This window comes from Glaesserella australis (assembly GCF_003260095.1).
Classification (GTDB): Bacteria; Pseudomonadota; Gammaproteobacteria; order Enterobacterales; family Pasteurellaceae; genus Glaesserella; species Glaesserella australis.
In genome coordinates this window covers 181729-198492 of the sequence record NZ_PTPX01000014.1, presented here as the reverse complement: position 1 = coordinate 198492, position 16764 = coordinate 181729, and the positions used below count along the sequence as shown (strand labels likewise).

Below are 16764 nucleotides of genomic sequence, written 5' to 3'. Positions count from 1 at the left end.
CCGACCGCTTGTTATTAGACTTTAAAGCACGCAACAAAATGGCTGTCGTTGCCTTTCAGTACTGGTTTTTCTTTCGCACAATTTTCATCAGCAATCGGGCAGCGTGTTCTGAATACACAGCCTGACGGCGGGTTAATCGGCGATGGTAAATCCCCTTCCAATAGCTGAATTTCTTTATTGCGTTCCAATTTTGGATCAGGAATCGGCACCGCAGACATCAAAGCTTTGGTATAAGGGTGCTTCGTGTGGTTATAGACTTCTTCATCTGTCCCTAACTCCACGGCATTACCCAAATACATCACCAATACACGATCGGAAATATGTTTAACCACCGCTAAATCGTGTGCGATAAAGATCAACGATAATCCCATCTCTTTTTGTAGAGATTTCAGCAGGTTAACCACTTGTGCTTGAATGGATACATCCAACGCCGACACAGGTTCATCACAGATGATCATTTTCGGCTCAATAATCAATGCACGGGCAATACCGATACGTTGACATTGACCGCCTGAAAACTCGTGCGGATAGCGGTTGATTAAGTTTGGTAATAAACCAACCTTCATCATCATCGCTTGTACACGATCTTTCACTTCTTCCGCGGTTAAATGCGGTTGATAGATTTTCAACGGCTCCGCAATGATTTCACCGATGTTCATGCGTGGATTCAATGACGCCAACGGATCTTGGAAAATCATCTGAATATCTTTACGGGTGTTTTTCCATTCCGCTTTCGATTGATGACTTAAATTTTTACCTAGCCATACGATATTACCCGCCGATGACTCCACTAAGCCGATAATGGCGCGGGCAAGGGTCGATTTACCACAACCTGATTCCCCCACCACACCTAAGGTTTCGCCTTCATAAAGTTTAAACGAAACATTATTCACAGCTTTGAGTGTTTGCGGTTTGGCAAAAAAGAGGGCTTTTTTATCTTTAATTTTGAAGTTAACATCCAAATTGCTCACTTCAAGGATCAATTTTTTCTCTGTCATATTTTCGCTCATAGTGCAAACTTCTCCACAGGAATCCAACAGTTACGCAGACGATCGTCACTCAAACGTTCCAATTTAGGGGCTACTAAACATTGTTTCGTAAAGTGTTTACAACGTGGTGAGAACGGACAACCTTTTGGCAGTTGTAATAAGTTTGGCGGATTGCCCGGAATTGTTACCAAGGTTTCTGCATTGCCGTCCAAACGTGGTATTGCGTCCATTAAGCCGATAGAATACGGGTGAGTCGGGTGATAGAAAATTTGATCTGCCGTGCCGTATTCCATAGTACGTCCAGCGTACATCACCAAGACTTTGTCACAAATACCTGCGACCACACCTAAATCGTGGGTAATCATAATAATTGCTGTGTTAAATTCACGCTTCAGTTCATTTAACAAGGTCATAATTTGTGCTTGAACGGTCACATCTAATGCGGTTGTCGGTTCATCGGCGATCAACAATTTCGGGCGACAAAGCAACGCCATCGCGATCATTACACGCTGACGCATACCGCCTGAAAATTCATGCGGGTACATACCCATTCTTTTTTTCGCTTCGGGCATTTTTACCGCATCAAGCATTTTCACAGATTCATTAAACGCCGCTTCTTTACTTAACCCTTTGTGTAGCATTAACACTTCCATCAACTGATCGCCAACTTTCATATAGGGATTGAGCGATGTCATCGGGTCTTGGAAGATCATGGCAATTTCATTGGCTCGGATTTTATTTAATTCCGACGTAGGTAAATTCACCAACTCTTTGCCACGGAATTTTGCGGAGCCTGAAACGATACCATTAGCGGCTAATAAGCCCATAAGAGCGAAGGCGGTTTGGGATTTGCCTGAACCTGATTCGCCAACGATGCCTAAAGTTTCACCTGCATCTAAGGTAAAATTCAGATCGTTTACGGCGGTCACCATACCATCGGGCGTTTTAAAATTGACACGCAGATCTTGCACGTCTAAAAGTAAATGATTTATTGCTGACATGAGATCTCCTATCTATCTTTTGGATCGAGCGCATCACGCAGACCGTCGCCGATAAAGTTAAAACAGAATAAGGTTAAACACAGGAAAAACGCAGGGAAGGCTAATAACCACGGCGAAGTTTCCATTTGTGCTGCGCCGTCGCTTAATAATGCGCCCCAGCTACTCATTGGCTCTTGCGTCCCCAATCCTAAGAAACTTAAAAAGGATTCAAATAAGATCAACGACGGCACTTCAAGAGAAGCATAAACCACCACAATGCCTAACACGTTTGGAATAATATGTTTCCAAATGATTTGGCGTTTTGGTACACCACAGACAATTGCCGCTTCAATAAACTCTTTGTTTTTCAAACTCAAGGTTTGTCCACGCACAATACGGGCAAGGCTTAACCATGCGATCATCCCGATGGCAACGAAGATCAATAAAATATTTTGACCGAAGAAGGTGACCAATAAGATCACAAAGAACATAAACGGGAAAGAACCTAAAATTTCAAGGAAACGCATCATCATCATATCGACTTTTCCGCCAACATAACCTGAAATCGCCCCGTAGATCGTGCCGATAACCACGGCAATTAATGCCCCTGCAATCCCGACCATCAGAGAAATTCGACCGCCGATTGCAATACGGACAAGCAAGTCACGCCCTGATGCGTCTGTACCGAAATAGTGACCCGATTCCATATCAGGTGCGGCACTCATCATATTCCAGTCGGTATCTTCATAGCTAAATGGCATTAACATCGGTGCAAAGGTAATAAAAAGCACCACAAAAAAGAGAATAATAAGGCTGGCAACCGCCGCTTTATTGCGAAAGAAACGGCGACGAGCATCTTGCCAAAGGCTACGCCCTTCTAAAATCAATTCTGCATTTTGTTCTGCCAGCTTATCCACAAGTTCTTGATTCTTTTTGTTATTTAACATCTCACAGACTCCTTATGAATAACGAATTTTCGGATCAATAACGGCATAAAGAATATCCACAATCGCATTGAATGTGATGGTTAATGTGCCGACCAAAATCGTTAAACTTAATACTAAAGAGTAATCACGGTTTAACGCACCGTTAACGAATAGTTGCCCGATACCTGGTAATCCAAACACACTCTCAATTACCATTGAGCCCGTAATGATCCCGACGAAAGCAGGTCCTAAATATGTAATCACAGGCAATAACGCTGGACGCAACGCATGTTTGAAAATAATACGGCTGAGTGGTAAGCCTTTTGCTTTTGCGGTACGGATAAAGTTAGAGTGTAATACTTCAATCATTGAGCCACGGGTAATACGCGCAATCCCTGCGACATACGCAATGGTGAGCGACAACACCGGCAAGACCATATAATAAAGCTGCCCGCCGTTCCAACCACCTGCTGGCAACCATTTAAGATAAATCGCAAAAACAAGCACTAATAACGGTGCAAAGACGAAACTTGGCATAATCACCCCCGTCATTGCAAAGGACATCACAATATAGTCCCACCTGCTATTCTGCTTCAAGGCGGCAACGGTTCCCGCTAATAATCCTAAAGTCACTGCAAAAATAAATGCCACCACGCCTAATTTAATCGAAACAGGGAAGGCAGAGGCAATTAAATCGTTAACGGTTTGGTCTTTATATTTGAAAGACGGCCCAAAATCCCCTTTAGATAAGTTTTCTAAATAAATAAAATACTGTTTATACAAAGGTTCATTTAAGTGATATTTCGCTTCAATATTTGCCATGACTTCAGGCGGATAAGCTCTTTCAGATGTAAAAGGGCTACCCGGGGCAAGACGCATTAGGAAGAATGAAAATGTGATTAAAATGAAAAGCGTCGGTATGGCTTCCAAAATCCTTTTCACAATAAACTTCAACATAGGTAAATTCTCCAATCCACACTTATAAATAAAAACAAGCGGTCAGATTTCCCTGAAAATTTGCAAATTTCTAAGAAAATCCCACCGCTTGTAAAGCATTATTGTTTAATGATATATAAGTTTCTTAATAAAATATCATCTTGCGGATCTTTACCCGCATAACCTTTCACGAATGGTTTGACTAAACGTGGGTTAACGTAGTTATAAATAGGAATGATCGCAAAGTCTTTCGCTAACTGCTCTTCTGCTTTCGCATAAGCTGCCGCACGCTCTTCTGCACTGCCTGCTTTGTATGCTGCGTTGATTTCTGCATCATAAGCTGCACTCTTATAACGAGCGGTATTGTTACTTGAGTTAGATAAGAAGTATTTACCGAAAGTTGATGCTTGGTTATAGTCAGCCGCCCAACCTGCACGAGCTACATCGTAGTTGCCTGCACGGCGAGTATCCAAGAAAGTTTTCCACTCTTGGTTTTCAAGCTTGATATCCACTAAACCATTCGTATTTTGTTTTAAGATAGATTGCGTTGCAATCGCCACTTTTTTGTGGTTTTCGTTGGTGTTATATAAAAGCGTGAATTTCAATGGATTCGCTTTGCTAAAACCAGCTTCTTCTAACAATTTAATCGCTTCAGCTTTACGTTCCTTCATATCTTGTTTTGAATATTCAGGTTGCTGAATTAAATGACCTTCGGTAATGTATGGCGGTGTAAACACGTAGGTTGGTGTTTGCCCTTGACCTAATACCTTATCCGTAATAATACTACGATCTAATGCAAGGTTTAACGCCTTACGTACACGCACGTCGTTAAATGGTGCTTTCTCGTTGTTTGGCTCGTAGTAATAAGTTGAAAGGGTACGAGTGACAAACACTTCGTTTGGAAGCTCTTTTTTCAAGGTTGGGAACTGCTCAGGCGGTAACGCATAGCTTGTGATGTGTAAATCACCTGCACGGTAACGTTGAACGTCTGTGCTTGAGTTTGGAATCATTAAGAAAGTGGCTTTATTGATCACAGTTTCTTTGTCATTCCAGTAAAGTGGATTACGTTCAAATACGATTTTTTCGTTGATAACGTGATCGGCTAATTTATATGCGCCATTACCCACATAATTTTCTTTTTTCACCCAAGCATCACCAAGTTTTTCAACTACTGCTTTTGGCACTGGTAACATGGTTTGGTGCGTCATCATATCCACCAAATAAGGCACTGGATTACTTAATTTGATTTCTAACGTGTAATCATCTAACGCTTTCACACCTAATTCGCTTGGTGCTTTTTTCGCATCAATGATGTCTTGTGCATTTTCAACTTGGAGATAGTTTAAGTAGCTTGCATAAGGAGAAGCGGTTTTTGGATCGCCTAAACGCTTAAGGGAAAATTCAAAATCGTGCGCAGTCACTGGATCGCCATTTGACCATTTCGCATCTTTGCGCAAATTAAATGTCCACGTTTTGAAATCATCTGAATTTTTCCACGTTTCAGCCATACCTGGAATGACATTACCATCGGAATCTTTCGTAACTAACCCTTCAAGTAATTGATAAGAAACCTGAGCTTCTGGTACGCCTTCTGTTTTATGCGGGTCAAAACTTGATGGCTCAGAACTGTTATTAATAATAATCTCTTGCTTATCTGCAAGCACCGTACCTTCCGGTACTTTTGCTGCAAAAGCAGAAACAGAAAGGCCAAGTGCAATGGCACTTGCCAGTAAAGAACGGGTAAAGATTGTTTGCATAGAAATGTCTCCGTAGAATGTTGTGAGAATTAATTAGTATCGCAAAAAATCATATTTGTAAAGTTTTTGTTAAAGATCAAACAAAGTAATTTTTAGATATGTGAGTTATATCAAGAAATCTTTCTATTTTGGATAAAAAACAAGCGGAATGATTTTTGGAATTTTTTGCAAAAATCATCCCGCTTGTCTATGCTCAATCTATTTTGATAAACCAAAATGGCTATAAGTTCGAGAGGTCGCAATTCGCCCTCGTGGCGTGCGTTGTAAAAAGCCTTGCTGAATTAAATAAGGCTCAAGCACATCTTCAATCGTATCTCGCTCTTCACCGATAGCGGCAGCAAGATTATCTAGCCCGACAGGTCCGCCGTCAAAGCGTTCAATGACCGCAGAAAGTAGCTTTCTGTCCATAAAATCAAAGCCTTCTGAATCCACATCTAACATCGTCAAAGCTTGTTTAGCAATGTCAGAGGAAATCACGCCGTTGTTACGCACATCAGCAAAATCTCGCACACGGCGCAATAAACGGTTGGCAATACGTGGCGTACCACGTGAGCGACGAGCGATTTCAAATGCACCATCAGGAGAAAGATTTAAATTCAGGCAGTTCGCACTACGGCTGACAATAGAAGTCAAATCTTCTACGGAATAAAACTCAAGGCGTTGCACAATCCCAAAGCGGTCACGTAAAGGCGAAGTCAAAGAACCCGCACGGGTTGTTGCGCCAACGAGAGTAAATGGCGGAAGATCAAGTTTAATCGAACGTGCCGCAGGACCTTCGCCAATCATAATATCAAGCTGATAATCTTCCATAGCAGGATAAAGCACTTCTTCAATGGCAGGCGAAAGACGATGGATTTCATCAATAAACAGCACATCATAAGGCTCAAGATTGGTCAGCATTGCCGCTAAATCACCGGCTTTTTCCAAGACAGGACCTGACGTTGTGCGAATATTTACCCCCATTTCATTGGCAATAATATTAGCTAAGGTCGTTTTGCCTAACCCCGGTGGACCAAAAATCAATAAGTGATCCAAGGCATCATTACGCAATTTGGCTGCCTTGATAAAAATTTCCATCTGCTCTCGCACAGAAGGCTGCCCGACATAATCGGCAAGTAGCTTCGGGCGAATCGCTCTGTCTATGGTTTCGTCTTCATTTTTAGCGGATGCGCTAATAATTCTATCTGCTTCTATCATATTTCAATTTATGCCCGAAATTTATAACGCATTTTTTAACGCTTCTCGAATAAGCTGTTCGCTTGTCATGCCTGATTTATTGAGTTTCTTAATCATCTTCTCGGCATCAGCAGGTTTATAGCCTAAAGCGACCAATGCTTCCGCTGCTTCCGTTGCAGGATCGTTACTTTCAGATGCAACAATATGAGTCTCTGAAGATTGTTCTACAAAGAAATCACTTTGAGCCATACCTTTAAATTTACCCTTCAGTTCAACCAATAAACGCTCTGCAGTTTTACGCCCAATCCCTGGAATTTTGGTTAACTTCGCCAATTCTTCTTGCTCAACGGCGGTGGCAAATTGGGAAACAGACATTGCCGATAAAATTGCAAGGGCAAGTTTCGGTCCAACACCATTGGTTTTGATTAATTCACGGAATAAGGTTCTATCTTGTTTCTGCGCAAAACCGAAAAGCAGATGCGCATCTTCTCGTACAACCAAGTGTGTAAAAATAGTTACTTCTTCATTTACAGCAGGAAGGCTATAAAAACTTGTCATTGGTAACAATAATTCATAGCCAACGCCTTGTACATCAAGCACCATTTCAGGCGGTGATTTTTCGATAATTTTGCCGTGAAGTCGTCCGATCATTTGATTTATCCATGAATAAGAAAGATGTAAGCATAGCGGAAAACTGGATAAAATAACAGAGCAAGCGGTGAGATTGTGTGAATTTTTTGCAAAAAGAAAGCGGACATATCGTCCGCTTTAGAATGAAAAGATTAATCTTTTTTGCGCAGCACTAACTGACTTAAAATCACTAGAGCTAACGATAAAACAATCATAATAGTTGCCAACGCATTCACTTCTGGCGTTACCCCTGTTTTCACCAACGAGAAAATTTTCAGTGGTAATACTTCATAGCTTGCACTGGTCACAAATGATGAAACAACAACGTCATCAAGTGAAATAGTGAAGCTTAACAACCAACCTGAAATAATTGCTGGTAACAATAGTGGGAACAAGATTTTACGTAAAATCGTAAATTCACTCGCACCTAAATCTTTCGCTGCTTCTAGCATTTTTGAGTCAAAATCGTTTAAGCGTGAAGAGACTGTGACTACAACATAAGGTAAACAGAACGTAATATGCGCTAATAATAATGACCAGAAACCTAGAGCCACACCAACAAGCATGAATAATGCGAGTAAAGATACCGCCATAACAATATCTGGTGACATCATGACCACAAATAACATTCCGCCTACGAACTGTTTTCCACGGAAACGATAACGATATAAAGCGATAGATGTTAATGCACCAATGAGCGTTGCAAAAGTTGCTGCAAAAAAGGCAACGGTAATAGAGTTTGTTGCTGCTTGAATGAGCGTGTCATTACTAAATAAACGCTCATACCAGTTCCAGCTAAACCCTTTCCACGTTAAACCATAGCGATCTGCGTTAAAAGAGTTTACCACTAAAATGATGATTGGAATGTACAAGAATGCGTACACGACAAACATAAAAAAGCTTTTCAATACGCGACTCATTACTCTAACTCCATTTTCTTATTCATCAGTTTGTTTGCTCGATAGTAAACATAAATCATTAACGCCATTAGGACAGTTAATGCAATACTGATTGCAGAGCCAAATGGCCAGTTACGCGTCACCAAGAATTCGCTCTTAATGATATTACCTACAAGTAATACTTTCGCACCACCTAATAAATCTGCCACATAGAACATACCCATTGCTGGCAACAATACAAGTAAGCAACCTGCCACAATACCTGGCATCGTCAATGGAATAATAATCTTAACAAAGCGTTGAAATGCATTCGCACCTAAATCTTTTGCTGCTTCTAATAAACGACCATCAATTTTCTCAATAGAAGAATAAAGCGGTAAAATCATAAATGGTAGCAAAATATAAACTAAACCAATTACTACAGCGATTTCTGTATTTAAAATACGAATTGGCTCGCTAATAAGACCTAAAGATAATAACGTCTCATTTAAGATCCCTTTTACCCCAAGGAAAATTTTCATTCCATAGATACGAATTAATGAGTTTGTCCAGAACGGCAACACCACTAAAAAGAGTAAAAATGGACGATATTTTGCGGGTAACTTTGCAATCATAAAGGCGAAAGGATAACCCACAACCAAACAAATAATGGTTGCAATACCTGCCATATAGAGCGAGTTCCACAATACTTGTGAGTAAAGTGGATCAATTAAGCGCCCATAGCTCTCTAAAGAGAACGTAAACTCAATTAAGTTGCTACTGTCTTTGGTCATAAAACTGGTAAATAACACCAGTAAATTCGGGATTAATACAAAGAAAATTAACCAACCGAAGATAACCGCAACAGTAACTTTTTGGAATTTATTACTAGCAGTCTTCATCGTCGAGTACAACCTCCCAGCCTTCGTGCCATGTTAATGCCACTTTTTGCCCTACAGAGTGATCCATATGCGGATCGTCTTCGTTAAAGAATTCACTCACCAATACTTTCATTTGGTTATGATCTAAAACAACGTTGGATTCTAATGTCATTCCTTTATAAGTACGATCGCTAATGTGACCAATCACCGCTTTTGCACTTTCATTTTCATCCAATTCTTCAATGACAATATCTTCTGGACGTAGTAATACTTTTAATTTTTGATTTGGGTGAACAGGTAAATCAGTATAAATTTCGCAAATACGACCTTCTACATTGGCCTTAACGGTTTTTTCTGTCACACGTTCAATCACCGTTGCATCAAAGACGTTAATTTCACCAATGAAACGTGCTACAAATAAATTGCTTGGTTCTTCATAAATTTCACGTGGAGAACCATCTTGTTGGATCTTACCTTTGTTCATCACAATAATACGATCAGACATAGTTAATGCTTCTTCTTGATCGTGAGTCACGAAAATAAAGGTAATGCCTAATTGACGTTGCAACTGTTTTAATTCGTGCTGCATCTCTTTACGTAATTTATAGTCAAGTGCAGAGAGAGATTCGTCTAACAATAACACTTTAGGCTGATTAACCACCGCACGAGCAATAGCAATACGCTGTTGCTGACCACCTGAAAGTTGTGACGGTTTACGTGGAGCCATCTCTTCCAAACGCACCATACGTAATGCATCCATTACTCGAGGTTTAATTTGCTCTTCTGGCACTTTTTGCATACGTAAACCAAAGGCGACGTTATCAAAAATCGTCATATGAGGGAAAAGGGCATAACTTTGGAAAACCGTATTGACTGGACGTTGCTCAGCATCAATATTCGATACATCTTGTCCATCAAGAATAATTGAACCATCGGTTAAATCTTCAAAACCTGCGATTAAGCGCAATACTGTCGTCTTACCACAACCTGACGGACCAAGAATAGTTAAAAACTCACCATCATTAATTGTAAGATCTAAGCCATCAATAATTGTTTTTTCACCATAACGTTTCGTTATAGAACGAAGCTCAATAATTGGTTTTTGTTGCTCTAACTTTTCCATTTATTTTTGTTTTCCCCCTAGGGCATTGTTGAGAAAATGCAAAAAACTGACTAAAAAATCAGCATGACCAAAACGTAACAAATACGCTTTTGAAATAGCTTGCAATGATATAGCGAATGGGGGGGGAATGAAAGAAAAAATTACAATTTTAGGGGAAATTATTTAAATACAAGCGGTAAGATTCAATAAAAGTTTTGCAATTAGGCGAATTCATTTTCGCCTAATTGCCGATAATCAAATTATAGTGTAGCGGTGGGCGGAAATCCCCCCAACTCTTTTAGCTTATTTACCATTGTACAAAACAGTTCAGCGGTACGTTCTGTATCGTATAATGCAGAATGAGCTTGCTTACCATCAAAGGGAATTTGTGCCATTTGGCAAGCCTTGACAAGCACCGTTTGCCCATACATAAAGCCAGCAAGGGTAGCGGTATCAAACATCGCAAAAGGGTGAAAAGGATCACGTTTGGCGTTAATCCGTTTCACCACGGCGTGTAAAAACGCCTGATCGAAAGTCGCATTGTGTGCCACAATTACGGCACGTTGGCAACCGCTCGCTTTCACCGCTTTACGCACCATTTTAAACATCTCGGTAATTGCCACATCTTCAGGCACAGCACCACGCTCAGCACAATCCACATCAATCCCATTGACCTTCAAGGCTTCGGGATTGATATTGGCATTTTCAAAAGGCTGAATATGGCGGTGAAATTTTTCATCAAGTTGCAAATAGCCGTTATCGTCCATTTTGAGCGTAATAGCGGCAATTTCAAGCAAGGCATCTGTTTTAGCATTTAGCCCACCCGTTTCCACATCAATCACCACAGGCAAATAGCCACGAAAACGGTTTTTGAGCAAATTATAATCTGTCGCTTGTTCCGTCTCAGCCATTAACCCAGCGCCTTTTGTGCATCTTTATTTGCGATAAACTCAATTTTGTAGCCGTCAGGATCTTCTACAAAGGCGATCACGGTTTTTCCACCCAACACAGGCCCTGCTTCACGGGTTACTTTACCACCCGCTTGGCGAACGGCTTCAACGGTCGCATAAATATCATCAACGCCAATCGCAATATGTCCGTAAGCCGTGCCTAATTCATAGCTTTCTACGCCCCAGTTGTAAGTGAGTTCAAGTACCGCACTTTCGCTTTCATCAGCATAGCCTAAAAAAGCAAGGGTATATTTGTACTGCTCGTTTTCGCTTGTGCGGAGCAAACGCATACCAAGCACTTCAGTATAAAATTTGATTGAACGCTCTAAGTTTCCAACACGCAACATCGTATGTAAAATTCGCATGATAAAATCTCCCTGAAATAGAAAATAATGTTGATATTATGGCATAATCTCACTTTAAAATCATTTTTGAATTAAAACTATGTCTCACAATCACGATACTCCATCTAAATTAGAAATCGCCACCCACGCTATTTTGCCGTTGGTGACGATGTTATTGATTGAAATGTCGCTCAATCACTACTTTGCTCCACAGAATGCGATTTTTATGTCGCCTTATCTGTTTGCCTTTTTTGTGGTTTGTTTGATTAGCTTTGTAGTGTTGTGGAAAGGGCAAATCTGTCCAGGACAAAAAGGGCGATTAACTGCTATTTTGCCGTTTTTGGCGGTGTTTGCCATAGGTAATCTACTCTACTCCCTTGCCTTTACGCCAAAACATTCCCCTGCCTTAATCGTAGGTTTTGCGTCGGTTATCCTTCCTTTTATTTATTGGAAATTGCCAAAAGATGACGACGTTTATCGCACGGTGATCTACTGCGGTTTAGGTATCACAGCGATTGGATTATTTCAATATCTGCTGATTTATTGGTATGAACTGCCATCGCTGTTTAACTGGCTCAGAGCCAACAACTTCGCTCAAATTCTGCTCGGGGTTTTATTAAGCGGTTGGTATTTGATGTTGGCAAAAAGCCGTTTAGAAGGCTTTTTGAAACTGTTGGTATTAATCGCACTTGGGGTGTTAATCATCAATTATATTTGGGTAATTTTCGTGTTATATCAACAACTTGCGATTATGCCTGAAATGGTTATTTATCCTTATTTTATCTTCTTTGCGGTGCAATTTGTGATTTTGCTGATGTTGGCTTGGTTGCTATTAGGCAAACAGGGAAAAAACATCAAAAATCCGACCGCTTGGACGGTAGCGACCTTCCTTGCAATGCTTTATCCGTTTACGAATATACTCTAAATGCTATATAGAAGTCTTATGGTGATTGGTGCAGTGCTTGCGATTTTAATCGCAAGCGGTGCATCATTGCTTTCTGGCAGCCAACTGACTTCTGCGATCAATATGGTGTTGCCACAAGGTTGGAAAATTGAGACACCAAACGGCATTGAGCCAAGTTTAGCGCGAGCGGTTCTTCCGCAATTTACCCTTTATTATCAAGATTGTCCGCTGATTTCGGCTGATCACTTAGCAGTTCAATGGGTGGAAACTCGTTCAATCCGCCTTAATCAAGCAACGGTAGATTATGCCTGTTTTGCGCTGTTTCCAAACACAGAGAAAAGCCAAAGCGATCCGTCCGATACAATAAAAAATATCCTTGCCCTATTGCCTGAAGGGGAAGCGGAGATTAAATCACTGGCGTGGAAAAACTTGCCTGAGACAATGCACGCACGTTTGAAAACGCTACTGCAATCGCCAAGTGAAATTAAACTTGCCTTGTTTCAGCAAAAACTGACCGCTTACTTGAAGCAACAAGCGGTCAGATTAGACGCAAATTTTACAAATCAACAACTGACGGCTCAACTCCATTACCAACCCAATGAGCAAGAAAAACACCTTGCCGATCTTACCGCTCAACTAAAAGATCAACTGTTTAGCTTACCTGACGATCTCTCGTTGCAGTATCAATGGCAACTGCCTGAAACCTTGATTGCAGAGCCAAGTTTGCAACAAGGCAATTCAACGCTTACTTGGAAAAAGCAAGATGAGCAATTACAGGGCGAATGGAAGCTGAGCTCAGCGACCACGCCTGAAAATCAGTTTACCTTGCCGTTTCGCTTTGATTTTAACAGCCTTATTATTGAGCAGGGTAAAATCGACTGGCAACTGACAGACAGCTTTCCACTCAAGGCTTATCTGACCACAACGATCACGCCAAACGGTTTTACCTTAAATGAGCTTTACCCGATAAAAACCGCTTTACGCATTAGCCTATTAACCCAAAATGATAAGGGCAAAGGCAATGTGGTGATCAGCAGTCCGCAAGGGGAAATTCTGGCAGATCAGCTGACCTTTCTGCTACAAATCACGGGTAATATCAAGCAAGGAAACTACATTTTATATAGTGCGGTTCCCCTTGATCTGCGTGGCAAATTTAATGATCTTACCCTTCGTTTTTTACAAGGTGCGTTGTTACGTTTAACAGGAACGGAACGTTTTTTAACCATCAACGATTTACGTTTCCCACTGGCTGGCGTACGTGTAGATAAACAGGGTATTCACGGGCGTTTACAGGCGATTTTTCGTGGAGAAAGCCCCGATTTTAAACAGATTGAAATGCGACTAGACGGATTCGCCCGTAATTTCAAAGCAGGGGCGTTGGAATTTTTTCAAGATCCAACTGAGAACAATGCGGTAAAAGATCAATGGAATTGGCGTTTTTGGGGAAATTCGCAAATAAAAGCCCTAAACCGACCGCTTGCAATCTCAGGGCGTGGCGTGTGGCACAAGGATTTAGTTCAACTTTCTGAATTTAAAGGCGATCTGACTCAAATTAAGAAAAATGGCGTGACGATTCCCAAAATGGAATTGGTATTAAACGAGCCGATTAACTTTGATTACGATAAATTTCATTTAACGGGGGGCGTAACACTTTTCTCTCCACAAATGAATTTTTCCTACGGTGGAATGTTAGAGAAACCGACGGCGAATTTGAATTTCTACGGCGAAGTGGAAAATCTCAACTTTCGGGGCGATGTGACCGCCAATAAATTAGGACCAATTAAACTCTTTGCTCGCCGAAAACTGACTAAAAATGCCAGCGACTTAATCGGTAAACTTTATTGGTCGGAACAGCCCGCAAATGTTTTCCAAAGTCTCTTTCCTTTTAGAAATCAATGGATTATCACCAATGGCACAATCAAAGGCGAAACGGCTTTTAGTGCTAACAATGAACGTGGCTTAATCGCAGGCGGACACTTCGCTATTCGCAATGGGGCAATATCGTTGCCAAACGGTGAAATTAAGGGCATTGATTTTTCACTGCCTTATCAGTACAAACAAGGCGAAGTGGATATTGGGGTGAAAAAAGCCCTTGATGTGAACATCGATGAAGTCAATGTTGGTATTCCAATCACAAATGTGAACGTAAAAATTCAAGGGCATTTGCCTTATAGCAAACGTAAGCCATTGTTTTTACGGGAATTAAGCTTGAACTTACTTGATGGCAAATTGAACGTCGAACGCTTTGCCTTGCCACAAACGCAGATTGCCTATTTAAAACTGTTTGATATTCGCTTTGAGCGAATTTTAGAATTAGCCCAATATCATCAGCTTGATTTAACAGGCAAAGTCAATGGCACTTTCCCATTTTGGCTTTCGGGCAAACCTTGCTATATTTGCAACGGCACTTTGACTCAAGCGGAGCGATCTTACCTAAAATTTACCCCTGAATTGCTCAAGGCGATAAAACAAGGGGGATACACGGAACAGATTTTGGCTTATATGGTCAATAAAAGTGAAATTGATGATTTCAATGCCAGTGTGAATTTAGACAGTAAAGGCGATATGCAACTTTCTGCCAACATTCACACAAGGCTCACGGAACATCAACAAGCCAAAGTAAATTTAAACTACACCCATAAAGAAAATATGTTCGACCTGTGGAAACTGATTAATTATGGCTCACAGTTTGAACAAAATATTGAACACTCGATTTATCAACAGTTGGATAAACAATGAAAACACCACTATTTTTTGCAATTTTTTGCCTAAATCTGACCGCTTGTACCCCTAAAGTACAACTTGAAACACCGCCTGAAGGTATTACAATTAATATGAATGTAGTGGTGGATCACAAAATTGAAGTGACAATGGATAAGCAATCAAGAGCGGTTATAAAAACAGTTGATAACGCTGAAACACAAAAGTGACCGTTTATCTCAATGACAAGCGGTCACTTTCAACGTGTTTTTTACAAACTAACTTCTAATTTCTCATAAGCCCGTCGAGCTTTTTCAAGGGCTTTTTCCACACTTTCATCTCGAGCTAAAATCACGCCTAGACGACGATGTCCGTTCACTTCGCCTTTGCCGAATAAACGTAGATTGGTATGGGGTTCGGCAAGTACATTTGCTAAATTACCGAAAGTCACTTGCGTTGATTTGCCTTCAACTACCACCGCTTTAGACGCAGATGGGCTGATTAAACTGATTTCAGGGATCGGCAAGCCTAAAATCGCTCTAGAGTGTAGGGCAAATTCGGATAGTTCTTGTGAAATCAGCGTCACCATTCCCGTATCGTGCGGGCGTGGCGATACTTCGTTAAAAATCACTTCATCACCACAAATAAACAGCTCTACGCCGAAAATTCCACGTCCGCCAAGCGCAGTCGTGATTTTCTCTGCAACTGCTTGGGCTTTTTTCAATGCTGTTTCCGACATCGCTTGTGGCTGCCACGATTCACGATAATCACCATCAATTTGGATATGTCCAATCGGTGCTAAAAATGAAGTGCCGTGAATATGACGCACCGTTAAAAGCGAAATTTCATAATCAAATTGGATAAAACCTTCAACGATTACACGTCCACCACCCGCTCGCCCACCTTGTTGTGCATATTCCCACGCAGGTTGAATATCGGCTTCAGATTTCACTACACTTTGTCCGTGACCTGATGACGACATAATCGGCTTTACCACACAAGGAATACCGATCTCTGCCACTGCCTGTTTAAATTGCTCAAGGTTATCCACAAAACGATAAGGCGATGTTTTCAAGCCTAGCTCTTCTGCAGCTAAACGGCGAATCCCTTCACGGTTCATCGTCAATTTGGTCGCTTTTGCCGTAGGAATCACGTGATAGCCTTCTTGCTCTAATTCGACTAAGGTGTCCGTTGCAATCGCTTCCACTTCAGGCACAATAAAATCAGGGCGTTCTTTTTCGACCAAGTCTCGTAATGCGCTACCGTCTAACATAGAAATGGTGTAAGCACGGTGTGCGACTTGTTGAGCAGGAGCATTTTCATAGCGATCGACCGCAATCACTTCTACGCCTAAGCGTTGAAGCTCAATCACGACTTCTTTGCCAAGTTCACCAGAACCTAACATCATCACTTTGGTTGCTTTTGGAGTTAAGGGAGTGCCGATGGTTGTCATTTTTGTGTCCTTTTGTTGAAAAACTGCGGACATTATAGCAAAGCAAACGTTTGCTTTTTAGTTTTTTTATCAAAAATAAAGGGCAATGACATAGATAACTTACGTCGTAGCAGTGTAGGGGCGGGGTTTATCCCCGCCCAAAGAAATGTGGATATGCT

At 41.1% G+C, this 16764-nt stretch carries 16 protein-coding genes; 3 read left to right on the top strand and 13 right to left on the bottom strand.

The features are described 5' to 3' along the window. Positions 1-14: 14 nt before the first annotated feature. From oppF to gloA, 12 genes are all read right to left on the bottom strand, one after another. Positions 15-1010, bottom strand: coding sequence for a murein tripeptide/oligopeptide ABC transporter ATP binding protein OppF (gene oppF, locus C5N92_RS07790; RefSeq protein ID WP_111750280.1), 996 nt, complete (start codon positions 1008-1010; stop codon positions 15-17). Next, on the bottom strand, positions 1007-1990 hold the full coding sequence (oppD, locus tag C5N92_RS07785) for an ABC transporter ATP-binding protein (RefSeq protein WP_111750279.1): 984 nt from the start codon (positions 1988-1990) through the stop codon (positions 1007-1009). The genes oppF and oppD overlap by 4 nt, the downstream gene beginning before the upstream one ends. Before the next feature lie 8 nt (positions 1991-1998). Further along, positions 1999-2916: an oligopeptide ABC transporter permease OppC gene (gene oppC / locus C5N92_RS07780; RefSeq protein WP_111750278.1), complete on the bottom strand. Its 918-nt coding sequence runs from the start codon at positions 2914-2916 to the stop codon at positions 1999-2001. Between the two features lie 12 nt (positions 2917-2928). Beyond that, positions 2929-3852, bottom strand: a complete 924-nt coding sequence (gene oppB, locus C5N92_RS07775; RefSeq protein ID WP_111750277.1) for an oligopeptide ABC transporter permease OppB — start codon at positions 3850-3852, stop codon at positions 2929-2931. A gap of 98 nt (positions 3853-3950) precedes the next feature. Next, positions 3951-5588 carry an ABC transporter substrate-binding protein gene (locus tag C5N92_RS07770; protein ID WP_111750276.1) on the bottom strand — a complete coding sequence of 546 codons (1638 nt, stop codon included), beginning with the start codon at positions 5586-5588 and terminating at the stop codon, positions 3951-3953. Between the two features lie 198 nt (positions 5589-5786). After that, positions 5787-6785, bottom strand: coding sequence for a Holliday junction branch migration DNA helicase RuvB (ruvB, locus tag C5N92_RS07765; protein WP_111750275.1), 999 nt, complete (start codon positions 6783-6785; stop codon positions 5787-5789). 21 nt (positions 6786-6806) lie between these two features. Beyond that, a complete protein-coding gene (ruvA, locus tag C5N92_RS07760; protein WP_111750274.1) occupies positions 6807-7415 on the bottom strand; it encodes a Holliday junction branch migration protein RuvA in 609 nt (202 codons plus the stop codon). A gap of 131 nt (positions 7416-7546) precedes the next feature. Then, the gene (gene potC / locus C5N92_RS07755; protein WP_111750273.1) at positions 7547-8314 is read right to left on the bottom strand and encodes a spermidine/putrescine ABC transporter permease PotC; all 768 of its coding nucleotides are present in this window, start codon (positions 8312-8314) and stop codon (positions 7547-7549) included. Beyond that, positions 8314-9174 carry a spermidine/putrescine ABC transporter permease PotB gene (potB, locus tag C5N92_RS07750; RefSeq protein WP_111750272.1) on the bottom strand — a complete coding sequence of 287 codons (861 nt, stop codon included), beginning with the start codon at positions 9172-9174 and terminating at the stop codon, positions 8314-8316. The genes potC and potB overlap by 1 nt, the downstream gene beginning before the upstream one ends. Beyond that, positions 9161-10276, bottom strand: a complete 1116-nt coding sequence (potA, locus tag C5N92_RS07745; protein WP_111750271.1) for a spermidine/putrescine ABC transporter ATP-binding protein PotA — start codon at positions 10274-10276, stop codon at positions 9161-9163. Before potA ends, potB begins: the two co-directional genes overlap by 14 nt. Positions 10277-10515: 239 nt before the next feature. Then, the gene (gene rnt, locus C5N92_RS07740) at positions 10516-11166 is read right to left on the bottom strand and encodes a ribonuclease T (RefSeq protein ID WP_111750270.1); all 651 of its coding nucleotides are present in this window, start codon (positions 11164-11166) and stop codon (positions 10516-10518) included. Next, a complete protein-coding gene (gene gloA, locus C5N92_RS07735; RefSeq protein ID WP_005710446.1) occupies positions 11166-11570 on the bottom strand; it encodes a lactoylglutathione lyase in 405 nt (134 codons plus the stop codon). Before gloA ends, rnt begins: the two co-directional genes overlap by 1 nt. A 79-nt stretch (positions 11571-11649) precedes the next feature. Here gloA and C5N92_RS07730 point away from each other — a divergent pair, with 79 nt between their 5' ends. Genes C5N92_RS07730 through C5N92_RS07720 form a run of 3 tightly spaced genes read left to right on the top strand, consistent with a single transcriptional unit; the run spans position 11650 to position 15383 of the window. Further along, entirely contained in the window at positions 11650-12474 is an 825-nt protein-coding gene (locus tag C5N92_RS07730; protein WP_111750269.1) for a hypothetical protein, read from the top strand. Further along, positions 12475-15192, top strand: a complete 2718-nt coding sequence (locus C5N92_RS07725) for a YdbH family protein (protein ID WP_111750268.1) — start codon at positions 12475-12477, stop codon at positions 15190-15192. Next, positions 15189-15383, top strand: coding sequence for a YnbE family lipoprotein (locus C5N92_RS07720; RefSeq protein WP_111750267.1), 195 nt, complete (start codon positions 15189-15191; stop codon positions 15381-15383). Before C5N92_RS07725 ends, C5N92_RS07720 begins: the two co-directional genes overlap by 4 nt. A 41-nt stretch (positions 15384-15424) precedes the next feature. Here the strand turns inward: C5N92_RS07720 and purT are convergent, their stop codons facing one another. Further along, positions 15425-16606 carry a formate-dependent phosphoribosylglycinamide formyltransferase gene (gene purT, locus C5N92_RS07715; RefSeq protein ID WP_111750266.1) on the bottom strand — a complete coding sequence of 394 codons (1182 nt, stop codon included), beginning with the start codon at positions 16604-16606 and terminating at the stop codon, positions 15425-15427. Between the last annotated feature and the right edge of the window lie 158 nt (positions 16607-16764).

Coding starts and splice junctions, on each gene's coding strand:
- oppF (WP_111750280.1), bottom strand. CDS start 1,010: ATGAGCGAAAATATGACAGAGAAAAAATTGATCCTTGAAGTGAGCAAT.
- oppD (WP_111750279.1), bottom strand. CDS start 1,990: ATGTCAGCAATAAATCATTTACTTTTAGACGTGCAAGATCTGCGTGTC.
- oppC (WP_111750278.1), bottom strand. CDS start 2,916: ATGTTAAATAACAAAAAGAATCAAGAACTTGTGGATAAGCTGGCAGAA.
- oppB (WP_111750277.1), bottom strand. CDS start 3,852: ATGTTGAAGTTTATTGTGAAAAGGATTTTGGAAGCCATACCGACGCTT.
- C5N92_RS07770 (WP_111750276.1), bottom strand. CDS start 5,588: ATGCAAACAATCTTTACCCGTTCTTTACTGGCAAGTGCCATTGCACTT.
- ruvB (WP_111750275.1), bottom strand. CDS start 6,785: ATGATAGAAGCAGATAGAATTATTAGCGCATCCGCTAAAAATGAAGAC.
- ruvA (WP_111750274.1), bottom strand. CDS start 7,415: ATGATCGGACGACTTCACGGCAAAATTATCGAAAAATCACCGCCTGAA.
- potC (WP_111750273.1), bottom strand. CDS start 8,314: ATGAGTCGCGTATTGAAAAGCTTTTTTATGTTTGTCGTGTACGCATTC.
- potB (WP_111750272.1), bottom strand. CDS start 9,174: ATGAAGACTGCTAGTAATAAATTCCAAAAAGTTACTGTTGCGGTTATC.
- potA (WP_111750271.1), bottom strand. CDS start 10,276: ATGGAAAAGTTAGAGCAACAAAAACCAATTATTGAGCTTCGTTCTATA.
- rnt (WP_111750270.1), bottom strand. CDS start 11,166: ATGGCTGAGACGGAACAAGCGACAGATTATAATTTGCTCAAAAACCGT.
- gloA (WP_005710446.1), bottom strand. CDS start 11,570: ATGCGAATTTTACATACGATGTTGCGTGTTGGAAACTTAGAGCGTTCA.
- C5N92_RS07730 (WP_111750269.1), top strand. CDS start 11,650: ATGTCTCACAATCACGATACTCCATCTAAATTAGAAATCGCCACCCAC.
- C5N92_RS07725 (WP_111750268.1), top strand. CDS start 12,475: ATGCTATATAGAAGTCTTATGGTGATTGGTGCAGTGCTTGCGATTTTA.
- C5N92_RS07720 (WP_111750267.1), top strand. CDS start 15,189: ATGAAAACACCACTATTTTTTGCAATTTTTTGCCTAAATCTGACCGCT.
- purT (WP_111750266.1), bottom strand. CDS start 16,606: ATGACAACCATCGGCACTCCCTTAACTCCAAAAGCAACCAAAGTGATG.